Here is a 12,331-nt window from a genome sequence, read left to right on the forward strand (position 1 = left end):
GCCCTCGCGGTGCTGACGTTCCGTCGGCCGGGTGCAGGAAGAAGACTTGCTCTTCCTTGACGAAGAGCCCGCTTCCTGTCGCCAAGCTGTTTCCAGCCGTGTAAGCCTTGCCGACCGTCCGCCAATATTAGTGAAGTTTTGATACCTTCTCTGGAAGAAAGGGTACGCGACCAGTCCTGCCGTTTGCGGCGGTCAAATCCCGAGAGCTTTGCAAGATGAATCTGACGATCCCACGGAAACTCGGCGTCCTGATCGCCGTCGCGGTGCTGACGACGACGGCGGCCATTGCCGGACAACTTCTTTCGCTGCGTTCCCAGATCTGGAACGAGCGCGAGCATCTTCTGGCGTCGCAGGTCGACGTCGTGATGACCATGATCGGTTCGATCTCCGACGAGGTCGACAAGGGGGCGATCAACAAAGAAGAGGGCCAGCGCCGCGCGGCGGACTCGCTGCGCAGCATGCGTTTCGGCAGCGGCAACTACTTCTTCGTGGTGAGCGAGAAGGGCCAGATGCTCGTCCACCCGAAACCCAAGGTCGAAGGGTCGCAAAACTGGGACAACCAGGATTCCGACGGCGTCTACATGACCCGCAAGCAGATCGCCGCCGCGCAGGCCGGCGGTGGCTTCACCGAATACCGGTCGTCGCGGCTCGGCGAGGAGCAGCCGGTCCCGAAACTCTCCTACTCGGCGCTGTTCAAGCCCTGGGGCTGGGTCGTCAGCACCGGCGTCTATGTCGACGACGTCGAGGCGCAGTTCCAGGCCGCGCTTTACAAGTCGCTTCTCTGGCTGGGCGGCATCCTTCTCGTCCTGATCGGCTGCGCCTGGCCGCTCGCCCGGTCGATCTCGCGCCCGATCAAGGCGATGACGGGGGCGATGCGCCGGCTTGCCGCCGGCGAAAAGTCGGTCGAGGTGCCCGCCCGCGGCCGGCGCGACGAGATCGGCGCCATGGCCGAGGCGGTCGAGACCTTCAAGGATCAGGCGGTCGAGCGCGACCGGCTCGCCGGCGAGGCGGAGGCCGCACGCGCCGGCCAGGACGAGGCCAAGCAGCGCCAGGCAGCCCTCGACAATGCCAAGGGCGAGGACCTTCGCGCCTTCGTCGGGATGGTCGAGACCGGCTTCGACCGGCTTTCGGCCGGCGACCTCACCGTCCGCATGACGGGGGCCGTGGCGCCCGAGTTCGAGCCGATCCGGGCAAAGTTCAACAGCTCGGTCGCGGCGCTGGAAGGCGCGATCGGCCAAGTCCTCTCGTCGGTCGGTTCGATCCGCACCGGGCTTTCCGAGATCACCGTCGCCTCCAACGACCTTGCCCAGCGCACCGAGCAGCAGGCGGCGAGCCTCGAAGAGACCGTCGCCGCCCTCGGCGAGGTGACGAGCGCGGTCAACCAGACCGCGGACGGCGCCGGCCATGCGCAGACCGTCGCGACGTCGGCACGCCGCAAGGCGGAAAAGGGCGGCGCGATCGTCGCCGAGGCCGTCGAGGCGATGAGCCAGATCGAGGCATCCTCGCAGCAGATCAACCAGATCATCGGGGTGATCGACGAGATCGCCTTCCAGACCAACCTGCTCGCCCTCAACGCCGGCGTCGAGGCGGCGCGGGCCGGCGAGGCCGGCAAGGGCTTCGCGGTGGTGGCGCAGGAAGTCCGCGCGCTGGCCCAGCGCTCGGCCGAGGCCGCCAAGGAGATCAAGGGTCTGATCCAGACCTCCAGCGAGCAGGTGTCGGCGGGCGTCGACCTCGTCACGGCGTCCGGCAAGTCGCTGGAAGAGATCGTCGCCGAGGTGTCGTCGATGACCGACGTCATCGGACGGATCGCCGATTCGGCCCGCGAACAGGCGACGAGCCTGCGCGAGGTGTCGGGTGCGGCGGATCAGATGGACAAGGTGACCCAGCAGAACGCCGCGATGGTGGAAGAGTCGACCGCGGCGGCCCAGACGCTCGCCAAGGAGACCGAGGAACTCGCCGGCGTGATGGCGCAGTTCAAGACGGCGGCGGAGGCCTCCGCGACGGCATCCGGCAGAATGCCGGCCGGCCGGCCGACGGCAAGGTCCGCCTCCCGCTCCGCATCGGCCCGCGGGACCTCCGGCTCCGTGCCGCAGCTGCGCGCCACGGGTGCCGGCGGGGCAGCCCGCAAGGCCGAGGCCGCCGACGACAACTGGGAAGAATTCTGAGCCCCGGCCAACTCGTATCGACAGTGAGGGAAGGGCCCGTCGCGCAACCGCGGCGGGCCCTTTCTGCGTCTGTTGCCGTGACTGGCCTCGGCCGGGATTTGGGGGCACTGCTGCCGCCGCCGCTCCGGCGTTTTGCGTGCCTCTCGGTCGTTCTGGCGAGAACCGGCTACTGGTCCTGCTTCACCGTCGCAGGCTCGAACGCCTCGAAACGGCTGAGCTCCAGCCCGTTGCCGACCGGCAGGCAGAGGCTCGCCATCTGCGGCAGGGCACGCAGGGCGGCGACGTATTCCGCCGTGTCCGCCCGGCCGGGCCGGACGTTGTCCGTGACGATGATCGCGCCGGGATTGAGCTTGGGGTGGAAGGCGCGCAGGCAGGGCAGATAGAGGTGGTTGGCGAGGTCGACGAGGACGAAGTCGATGCCCGCCGGCATGTCCTCGATCAGCCGGACGGCGTCGCCGACGCGAAAGTCGACGAAATCGGCGAGACCCGCCTTCTCGGCCATCTCGCGGGCGAATGCCGACTTGTAGTCGGCAATCTCCATGGTCACGAGACGGCCGCCCGCCGCGCGCGCGGCCTCCGCCAGCCAGATCCCGGAATAGCCGTAGGAGGTGCCGAGCTCGAGGATCGTCGGCCGCACGAGGCTGCGCGCCAGCGTGTTGACGAAGCGGCCGGTCTCCGCGCCGATGGCGAAGAGGCGGCGATCCCGCTCGCCCTCCTTCGGGCGCGGCAGCCGTCCCTGGTGGCGCGTCCGCTCCTCCCGTTCCTGCCGCATCATCTCGTGATAGGCGTCGAGAACGGACGTGACCTTGCTGTCCATCCGGCGTCTCCGATCTCCGATGGCGGGTTGCGGCCGTCGTCCGGCCGGCGCGGCGCGGAGCGGCGGCCCGCTGCTCAGGCGGCCTTCAGATCCATCTCGGCGCGGTCGAGCACGAAGGCGAAGGCATGCCGGGCGCCGTCGACCACCCGGTCTTCATCGCCTGCGGACAATTCCACGCCGTCGAGGGCATGGGTGAAGGTCCGCCACTGCAGGCCGCGGCCTTCCGGCGCCGCGCGCAGATGCCGCGCGCCCCAGCTTTCGGAGAGCCCCAGAGCGCCGGCCGCCTTCAGAAGGAAGGCTGCGCCGAGGTTGGAGCCTTCGGCGACATAGAGCCAGCCGAGGGCCGGCGCGAGGTCGTGCGCCTCCGGTCCCGCGCGGTCGCTCGGCGGCGGCGGCGCCTCGCCGAGATCCATCAGGTCCGCGGCGACGAGTTCGAGCCGCCGGCGCTGGGCGAGGTCGGGGAAGATGCCGGCGAGGCCGGGATCGCGGTAGAGCGGCGCGACCTCGCGGTGGAACAGATACTGCAGGCGCAGATAGCGGACGTAGCGCTCGCGGCTTGAGAAGGGCGATGCGGCCATCATCTGCCGGTCGAGCCGTTCGTGGATGGCGCCGGTCGCCTGCTTGAGACGTTTCGAGCGGCCGTCGGCGGCTGGAGCGTCGGTGTCCGGATGGGTGGTCGCGATTGTCATGCGTCGGGTCTTCATGGGTTTCGGTTCCCCCGGCTGCCTGGCCGGGTTTTCGTCATTCGGGGCCGGGCAGGCGCGAGGAACGCGGTGAAGGCGGGGGCTGGCACTCGGGCCGCCCCGCCTGCGGTTCGTTCGGCCCCGACCCCGATACGCCTCAGAACTTGTAGGCCGCGGTCAGCTTGAAGGTGCGGCCCGGCTCCGAATAGAACGCATCCGGCTGCGACAGCGAGGTCGACGTCGAAGGGATGTGCAGGGCATTGTAGTAGGTCTGATCGAAGACGTTGTACAAGCCCGCCGTCAGTTTCAGCCCCTCGACCTGTTCCGGCGACCACGATGCCCGAAGGTCGAGCAGGCCGTAGGCGGAGGTGTAGCCCTTGTCGAGGTCGACGTCGTCGCGCTTGCCCGCCAAAGTCCAGGTCATGCCCGCACTCCACGTCTTCGCCTCGTAGGCGAGGTCGAAGATGCCGCGATAGGGCGGGATGGAATCGATGATCTCGTCGGTGTCGGTGTCCTTGCCCTTGATCATCGCCAGCGCCACCGAGGCCGTCCAGCCGGGGTAGAACTGCCAGTGGGCGTTGGCCTCAAGCCCGTAGATCTGGACGTGGGCGCGGTTGATGTATTTGAAGACGCCGTAGGGATAGCCGCTGAGGCCGAGCTCGGCAGCGGTGAAGGTCTCGGTGTCGATGAAGTTCTTGTAGTAGGTGTCGAACACCGCGGCGCCGCCGCCGAGATAGTCGTCGCCGATCTTGGTGCCGATCTCGAAGCCGTTGCTGGTTTCCGGCTCGAGATTCGGATCGCCGAGCGACAGATAGGTGGCGGGCGAGCCGTAGGTGGTGAACAATTCGTCGGAGGTCGGCGCGCGGAAGCCCTGCGCCCACTGTGCGTAGACCCGGCCGCCGTCCCAGTCGTAGGCGGCGCGCAGCTTTCCGGAGACGGCGGAGTCGCTGTTCTCGTCGAAGTCCTGCGCGGCGTCGTTTTCGTCGTAGCTGGCCGTTTCCTGCGGTTCGTGGTCGTACCAGTCGAAGCGCACGCCCGGCGTCAGGCTGAAGCCACCGCCGAGCTGGATGTCGTCCTCGAGGAAGCCGCCGAAGGTGCGGCTGTCGACGTCCGGCTGATAGGACTGGTTCACGTGGTAGAACGAGCACGAATAGCTGTAGACGACGCTGCAGGCATCGTCGCCCATGAGATATTGCGAGCTGGTGCCGACGAAGACGTCCGCGCCGGTCCGGAAGTCGTGGGTGAGACCGAAGAGCGCCACTTCCTTGCGGGCGTCGACATGGCCGCCGAAGCCCTTCTTCTCCAGCGTGTCGAAGCGCTCGTAATCCCCGGCCGGCGTGGTCAGCCGGACCGAGCGGTCGTCGAGGCTCACCTTCGAGTCGAGCCAGTAGCCGAGGACGTGGGCCTCGTCGAGAATGGCCGAAGGGTCGTCCGCCTGATAGTCGTAGGTCAGCGACAGGCGGGTGCGTTCCCGCCGCTCGATCGCTTCGTAGTCGGAATAGGTGCTGCCGATCTCGGTCTCGGCGTCGACGTCGTTCTTGCGCGAATAATGCTCGGCGGTGAAGCCGAAGCGATGGCCGCCGTCGACCTCCTGGTAGATCTTTCCGAGCCAGTTGTCGCGGTGGTAGTCGAGCGGGTTCGGCTCGGTCCGGGTCGCCCCGGTTCCGCCGACGTCGCCCTGGTTGTCGACCTCGTGGCCCCAGCGATAGCCTCCCTGGAACAGCACCGAGGTGCCGCCGCGACGGGCGGCGACGGCCTGGCTGACGTCGACGTCCTCGTCTCTCGAATCGTATGAGAGCGTCGTCAGGCCGCCCCAGTTGCGGCCGGGTTCGATGAGGTCGTCCGGGTCGAGGGTGCGCAGGCCGAGGACGCCGCCGAGTGCGCCGGAACCGTAGCGGCTGGAATCGCCGCCTTTCAGGATGTCGATCTGCGACAGGCTGTCGAAGTCGAAGGTGCTGATGCCGCCCACCGCGCCGTAGACCGGCTCGTTCAGCCAGGGGATCGGCACCCCGTCGATCGTCGTCAGGACACGGGCGGCGTCGAGACCGCGGATGTTGACGCTGTCGTTCGCGGCGTTGAAGTCGACGCTCGGATCGATGCGCTGCCCGAGCTCTTCCAGGCTCTGGACCTGTTTGTCGTCCAGCTCCTTCTTGTCGACCGTGGTGACGGTCGCGCCGGTGATCTTCGCGGGCTTGCCGTTCTTGATGACGACGGTGTCGAGCTGGATCGTCCCGTCCGCGGTCGTCTCCTGGGCGAGCGCCGCCGGCACGAGGACGAATGGAATGACGACGCCCGACGCAAGTCGGGCGAGCAGGCGCCTTTGGCGAGCCATGGTGAACCCCTCGATGTGTGAAGAAGGGACCTGGCTGGCGCCGCGTGCACGCGGTCTGGCTCGCTACCGTCCTTTGCCGCGCCCGACCCCCTCGGTCCGCGCTGCATTGCGATGATCGCTAATGAATATGACTCCGAAAGTCAAATTTTAATTCATTGAAAGCATTGAACTAAATCGACTGATTCTAAACTGTGGCGGAAATGCGAAGACTGCCGGGCCTGTCGTCCGGCCACGCCGCGTTCCGTCCGGTCTCCGGCGATGCCAAGGCGCCGGCGCCCGCCCGGCCCGTGACGTTCGATGACAAAACGACACGCCGGGCATGCAAAGTCCGATCCAAGGACGATCTTCACCGCCTAACACCCCATCGTCGCCCATGGCTGCCGGACGGCCGGTTCCGGCCAGGGTGGCCGCCGTCTCCGGCGCCCGGGGAAACCGGTTCCGTGCCGCCGCCATGCGGGGCCGGGTTGGCCTTCGGGCGCCGGATCGCCGTATTCACCCACCCTCACGACGCCATGCACGAGATGTCCCTTCCTTCCGCCACCGAGCCGCCGTCCCTCAAGCGCCAGGAGAATGTCGAGCCGACATGCCCAGCGGTGCGGGAGGCGGCGGCCGGCGCGCCGGCCTCGCCGTCCGACCGGACCGGGCGGGCCGGCCATGGCTCCGGGCCGAAGGGCACGCTGCTCGTCGGCGGCCGTCCGGCCTCACGCCCCCGCCGCCTGGGACGGGCGGCATCCGTGGCGGTCGCCGGCGTCTGCGTCGCGGCGGCCTTCGTGCTCGGCCTTCGCTATCTGGTACCGCATCCTGCGAAAGGAGAGGTCGTCCACCCCGGCACCCTCGTCGTCGACCGCCGCGGCCCGGGCACGCTCGACGCCATCGACAAGAGCACCGTGGGTGCGACGATCCAGGGCAGGATCGCCGGGATCGGCGTCGATCGCGGCGACAAGGTCGCGAAAGGCGACGTCGTCGCGGAACTCGAAGCCGGCGATCTGAAGAACCAGCTCGCCGTGTCGAAGGCCGCCGCGGCGGCGGCATCGGCGGCGGTCGAAAAGGCGAGGGTCGACCGGCAGCGCCGGCGGGCGACGCTCGACAACGCCCGGCAGACCCATGCGAGGCAGGCGTCTCTCAGGCAAACGGGATCGACGACGCAGGCGAACCTCGATGCGGCGCGGGCGTCGCTGCACGAGGCCGAGGCCGACCTCGCAGCCGCGGGAGCGGCGATCGACCAGGCAGAGGCCCAGCAGCAGTCGGCCGAGGCGACGGTCGCGGTGGACGAGGCGCGGCTCGCCCAGACGGTGATCAGGGCGCCGATGGACGGGATCGTCATCTCCCGGGATCGAAACGTCGGCGACATCGTCACGCCCGGATCGTCGATCATGCAGATCGTCGACCCTTCGACGATCATCCTGACCGCCCGCTTCGACGAGAGCGTCATCTCCTCCGTCGAAGCAGGGCAGGAGGCCGACGTCAGCTTCGCCTCCGAGGGCGACCGTGTCATTGCCGGCAAGGTGCTGCGGATCGGCCGCGAGGTCGATACGGAGACGCGCGAATTCACCGCCGACGTCGTTCCGACGGAGCTGCCGCCGAACTGGGCGATCGGCCAGCGCGGCACCGCGACGATCACGGTGGCGGTCAAGACCGACGTCATCGCCGTCGCCACCGAGGACATCGTGCGAAGGGACGGCGCGGCGGGCCTTTGGGTGGTCGAAGAGGGCCGCGCGTCGTGGCGGCCGGTGACGCTCGGACAGATCGGCGGCGGCAGGGTCGAGATCGAGCACGGACTTTTCGACGGCGACGTGGTGCTCGCGCCGGGCCGGGTCTTCGACTGGATGCGGGTCCGCGAAGCGGAGATCCGACCGTGAACCTCGCCATGAAGGACATCGGCAGCAACCTCTCGCGGTTCCTGTTGACCCTCGTCGGGGTGGGCTTTCTGATCACCGCCGCGATCGGCATGGTCGGGCTCTATCGCGGCATCATCTCCGACGCCCTTCTGATCATCGACAACATCGGCGCCGATTTGTGGGTCGTGCAGGGCGGCCATGCCGGGCCCTTCGCGGAATCCTCGGCGATCTCGCCGACGATGGACCGCCGGGTCGACGGGGTGGCCGGCGTCGCCGGGGCGCGGCGCTTCGTGCAGTCGAGCCAGCAGTTCGAATTCGAGGGGCGCGACGTGAGAGCCTCGGTCACCGGTCTCGACTTTCCCGAGGATGTCGGCGGCTGGCTGCGCGTCGTGCGCGGACGTCATCTGGCGAGCGCGCATTTCGAGGCGATCGCCGATGTCAGCCTCGGTCTCGCCCTCGGCGACGAGATCCGGCTCGGCCGGGACGACTACGCGATCGTCGGCATCACCCGCGGCATGGTCGATGCGCAGGGCGACGGCCTGCTCTTCGTCACGGTCAACGATGCCATGACCATCGCCTCGCGCCGCAACAGCGAGGAAATCCTTCTCGCGCGGAATGGCATGGCCGAAACGGCGGACGCGGCGTCTGCCTCGAATGCCGGCAGGATCGCCGCGGTCGTCGTCGGCCTCGATCCGGCCGCAGATCCGGAACGCGTGCGGGCAGTCATCGGCAGATGGGGCGACGTCGACGTTCTCAGCCGCGATGATCAGCACGCGCTGCTGCTCGACCAGCGCCTGTGGCGCCTGCGCATCCAGATTCTCGCCTTTACCGGCGTGCTGCTCGTCGTCATGGCGATCGTGATCTCGTTGATCATCTACACGATGACCCTCGAGAAGCTGCACCAGATCGCCATGCTGAAGCTCATCGGCGCCCGCAATTCGGTGATCGTCTCGATGATCGTCCAGCAGGCGGCGATGATCGGCCTCGGCGGATTTGCCGTCGGGCTTGGCTTCGCCGAAGCGATCTTCCCGTTGTTTCCGCGCAAGGTGGCGATCCTGCCGGGGGACCTTTTCTCCCTCGTCCTTGCCGTCGTGGTCATTTCGGGCGTCGCCAGCTCCTTCGGCATCGCACGGGCGATGAAGGTGCGGGCGCAGGAGGTCCTGGCGTGACGAGGTCTCCGATCCTTTCGGTCCGCGACGCGGCGAGGCACTATCAGAGCGGCGAGACGGTGATCCGCGCGCTCGACGGCGTGTCGTTCGACGTCTTTCCGGGAGAACTCGTCGGCATCGTCGGACCGAGCGGCTCCGGCAAGAGCACGATGCTCCTGATCGCCGGACTGCTGGAACTGCCGACCGGCGGCTGCGTCGCCTTCGAGGGAGAGATCGTGTCGCGGCCCGGCGGCAGCATTGCGGGGCTTCGGGATTTTCGTCGCCGCAAGATCGGCTTCGTCTTCCAGAAGGCGAATCTGATCCCGTTCCTGACCGCCGCCGAGAACGTCGCGCTGGTCCTTCAGATCGACGACGTCCCGGCGGCAGCGGCGCGGCTTCATGCCGAAAGGCTGCTTGCCGCGCTCGGCCTCGGCGAGAGGCTCGACAACCGCCCGGCACGGCTTTCGGGCGGCGAGCAGCAGCGCGTCGCGATCGCGCGGGCCCTCGCCAACGATCCGCCGCTGCTTCTCGCCGACGAACCGACGGCGGCGCTCGACAGCGTGCGTGGCCGGCAGGTGATGGAACTGTTCCGGACGATCGCCGACGTCCGGCAGGCGGGAATCGTCGTCGTCACCCACGACAATCGGTCGCTCGACCTCTTCGACCGCCTCGTCGAATTTTCCGACGGCAGGATCGTGGCGGTTACCGACAACCGGCCCGCCGCCCGGCCCGCCTCCCGGCCCGGCGCGGCGTGAGCCTCGGCCGAACCGGGGACCGGTCGAAGGCTCTTGCCGGGCGCGGCAGGCCGGGGATGGCGAAGCATCAGGCGGCGACGAAGAGCGGCAGGCGGACGTCGAACCGCGCGCCGCCCGAAGCTGCTGCGCCGACACTGAGAGTGCCGCGATGGGCCTCGACGAGGCCGCGCACCACGGCGAGCCCGAGGCCGGCGCCGCCGGTCGCCCGGCTGCGCGAGGCTTCCATCCGCACGAACGGCTCGAAGATGATGTCGCGGATCGCCTCGGGGACGCCCGGGCCCTCGTCCTCGACTAAAAGCACCAGGAAGCCGGCCTCAACGCCGAGCCCGACATGCGCGGCACCGCCGTATTTGACGGCGTTGTCGACGAGATTGAAGACGATCCGGCGCAGCGCCAGCCGGTCGCCGAGGACAGAGGCATTCCGCGCTTGCGGAGCGACTGCCAGCGTCACGGCGGCACCGTCCGATCGCTTGTGGGCCACCTCGTCCGCGACGATGCTCTCGAAGTCGACGAGTTCCTCGGCGAGTTCCTCGGCGCCGGTCCGGCTGGTCAAGAGCGCGTCGTCGAGCAGGCGGATCATGTCGGCGATGTCGGCGATCGCCCCTTCGCGCTCCGGGCCGGCCGGGATCGCGTCGACGCGCAGCCGCAGCCGCGTCGCGAAGGTGCGCACGTCGTGCGAGATGCCGCCCACCATCGCCATGCGCGCGCGCAGGAGATTGGAAAGCCGGGTCTGAAGCCGGTCGAAGGCGTCGTAGAGCTGGCGGATTTCCGGCGCGCTCGCCCGCGGCGGTACCAGCGCGAGCGGGCGGGCGGACAGGTCCATCCGGTCGGCCGCCGCCGCGAGGCGGCGGATCGGCCGCGTCTCGCGGTGCATGACGAGCAGTGCGGCAAAGGCGATGAGCGTGCCGAGAAGCCCGGCTCCGAAGCCGACCGGCAGGCCGAGCGGCGTCAGAGGGAGGCGCTCCTGCCAGGTAAGGACGAGCGTTTCGCCGGTTTCGAGGCCGATGCGGACGCGCAGGGTGTCGCGGGCGTCGAGAAAGGGGCGCGGAATGGCCCGGGCGCGTCCGGAGCCCGAACTCACCGCCACGGGGCGGGGGGCGAGGCTCGCTTCGAGGTCTTGCCGCAGGCGGGCGGCAGCGGCCGGAAGCCCGGCGTCGCCGGGCGGACCCGGCGCCTCGTCGTCGAGAGCGGCGTCGAGCGCATCGGACCGGACGGCGGCGAGGACCCTCGCGCGGGCTGCGGGACCGCTTGCTTCGAGAAGGGCGACGATCGCGCCGATCCGCGCCGGGTCGAGGCCCGCCAGTTCGCCGTCGCCGGCCCTGCCCGCATAGACCAGACCGAGCGCGCTGAGCCAGACCGCCAGGAGGGCGCTGACGAAGATCAGCGCGATGCGCGTCGCGAGGCTCAGCGGCATCCTCACGTCAGCGGCCGGACATGCGCGGTGAAGAGATAGCCGCCGTTCCGGACGGTGGTGATGAGGTTGCAGCCGGGGCTTGCCGCGTCGAGCTTCTTGCGCAGCCGCGAAACCAGCATGTCGACCGTCCGGTCGAAGGGATCGGCATCCCGGCCGCGGGTGAAGTCGAGAATCTGGTCGCGGGTGAGGACCCGGCGCGGCCGCTGGACGAAGCAGGCCAAGAGGTCGAACTCGCCGGTCGTCAGGGCGACGGGGTCGCCCTCGGTGGTCGCGATCTCGCGGGCGTCGAGATCGGCGACGAAGGCCGCGAAGGCGAAGCGCCGCGACGGCGGCGCCGGCATCTGTCCGCCGCCGCGGCGCAGCACCGCCCGCACCCGCGCCAGGAGTTCCCGCGGGCCGAAGGGTTTGACCAGATAGTCGTCGGCGCCCATCTCGAGGCCGATGACGCGGTCGATCTCGTCGCCCTTGGCGGTCAGCATCAGGATCGGCAGCGTATCCCGGCTGCGGATGCGCCGGCAGATCGACAGCCCGTCCTCGCCCGGCAGCATGAGATCGAGGATGAGCAGGTCGGGCCGGCTGCGGGCGAGCTGGGCGTCCATCGCCGCCGCGTCGGCGACGGCGTCGACGCCGAATCCCTCGCGGGCGAGCATCTCGCTCACGAGCCGCCGGATCTCGTCGTCGTCCTCGACGACGAGGATCTTGCTGGTCGTCAGGCTCATGCGTTTCCTTTCCGCGCGTCCTTTCCGCGCGCGAGGTGCGCCACGCCCGGCGGCCGGCTCCGTCATTCTGCCGGCCGGACGCCCGCAACCCGCGATGGCCCCGCCTATTGCGGCAGGGCGCCCCGGGCGGCTGCCTTGTCCCGCATGGCCTTGGCCCGTTCGAGCGACTGCCCGCAAGCCGGGCTCAGCTGCTTCCGATTCCGGTCGAGGCAGGCGAGGATGCGGCCGCCGCCGGGCGAAACACCGCGGCAGAGCCGATCATAATCGGCCCGGCAGAGACTGACGAGACGGCGGACCTCGTTGCGCATCTCGGGCGAGGCCTCGGCGCGCGCGGTGCCCGGAACCGCTGTCGCGACGACGAGGATGGCGATCGCGGCGATCGTCGATGCCGCAAGAACCGGAACTCGGTTTTCGAGCATGGCTCGTGTTTCCCTGATGAAGAGCGTGTGCGGAAGCCGGA

The 12,331-nt window shown here is 69.1% G+C and carries 10 protein-coding genes; 4 read left to right on the plus strand and 6 right to left on the minus strand.

What is annotated here, in order from left to right:
• Window positions 1–215: 215 nt before the first annotated feature.
• Window positions 216–2,165 (plus strand): methyl-accepting chemotaxis protein, encoded by a 1,950-nt coding sequence (locus J1C47_RS20690; RefSeq protein WP_207352704.1) that lies wholly within the window; start codon window positions 216–218, stop codon window positions 2,163–2,165.
• Between the two features lie 166 nt (window positions 2,166–2,331).
• On the opposite strand, the gene J1C47_RS20695 is transcribed toward J1C47_RS20690, so the two are convergent.
• From J1C47_RS20695 to J1C47_RS20705, 3 genes are all read right to left on the minus strand, one after another.
• Entirely contained in the window at window positions 2,332–2,982 is a 651-nt protein-coding gene (locus tag J1C47_RS20695) for an O-methyltransferase (RefSeq protein WP_207352705.1), read from the minus strand.
• A gap of 74 nt (window positions 2,983–3,056) precedes the next feature.
• Window positions 3,057–3,671, minus strand: a complete 615-nt coding sequence (locus tag J1C47_RS20700; protein ID WP_207352706.1) for a biliverdin-producing heme oxygenase — start codon at window positions 3,669–3,671, stop codon at window positions 3,057–3,059.
• A 151-nt stretch (window positions 3,672–3,822) separates the two neighbouring features.
• Window positions 3,823–5,997: a TonB-dependent hemoglobin/transferrin/lactoferrin family receptor gene (locus tag J1C47_RS20705; RefSeq protein WP_207352707.1), complete on the minus strand. Its 2,175-nt coding sequence runs from the start codon at window positions 5,995–5,997 to the stop codon at window positions 3,823–3,825.
• A 521-nt stretch (window positions 5,998–6,518) separates the two neighbouring features.
• Between J1C47_RS20705 and J1C47_RS20710 the strand changes: the two genes are divergently transcribed.
• Genes J1C47_RS20710 through J1C47_RS20720 form a run of 3 tightly spaced genes read left to right on the plus strand, consistent with a single transcriptional unit; the run spans window position 6,519 to window position 9,738 of the window.
• Window positions 6,519–7,856, plus strand: a complete 1,338-nt coding sequence (locus tag J1C47_RS20710) for an efflux RND transporter periplasmic adaptor subunit (RefSeq protein ID WP_207352708.1) — start codon at window positions 6,519–6,521, stop codon at window positions 7,854–7,856.
• Window positions 7,853–9,004 carry an ABC transporter permease gene (locus J1C47_RS20715; protein ID WP_207352709.1) on the plus strand — a complete coding sequence of 384 codons (1,152 nt, stop codon included), beginning with the start codon at window positions 7,853–7,855 and terminating at the stop codon, window positions 9,002–9,004. Before J1C47_RS20710 ends, J1C47_RS20715 begins: the two co-directional genes overlap by 4 nt.
• Window positions 9,001–9,738 (plus strand): ATP-binding cassette domain-containing protein, encoded by a 738-nt coding sequence (locus tag J1C47_RS20720; RefSeq protein WP_207352710.1) that lies wholly within the window; start codon window positions 9,001–9,003, stop codon window positions 9,736–9,738. Before J1C47_RS20715 ends, J1C47_RS20720 begins: the two co-directional genes overlap by 4 nt.
• Window positions 9,739–9,805: 67 nt before the next feature.
• Here J1C47_RS20720 and J1C47_RS20725 read toward each other — a convergent pair whose 3' ends face one another.
• The 3 genes from J1C47_RS20725 to J1C47_RS20735 all read right to left on the minus strand — a co-directional run bounded on the left by J1C47_RS20725 (window position 9,806) and on the right by J1C47_RS20735 (window position 12,290).
• Entirely contained in the window at window positions 9,806–11,152 is a 1,347-nt protein-coding gene (locus J1C47_RS20725; protein WP_207352711.1) for a sensor histidine kinase, read from the minus strand.
• Window positions 11,153–11,154: 2 nt separating this feature from the next.
• Window positions 11,155–11,871 carry a response regulator gene (locus tag J1C47_RS20730; RefSeq protein ID WP_207352712.1) on the minus strand — a complete coding sequence of 239 codons (717 nt, stop codon included), beginning with the start codon at window positions 11,869–11,871 and terminating at the stop codon, window positions 11,155–11,157.
• A gap of 104 nt (window positions 11,872–11,975) precedes the next feature.
• Window positions 11,976–12,290, minus strand: coding sequence for a cysteine rich repeat-containing protein (locus J1C47_RS20735; protein ID WP_207352713.1), 315 nt, complete (start codon window positions 12,288–12,290; stop codon window positions 11,976–11,978).
• Between the last annotated feature and the right edge of the window lie 41 nt (window positions 12,291–12,331).

Origin of the sequence: Jiella sonneratiae (genome assembly GCF_017353515.1) — a bacterium.
Classification (GTDB): Bacteria; Pseudomonadota; Alphaproteobacteria; order Rhizobiales; family Rhizobiaceae; genus Jiella; species Jiella sonneratiae.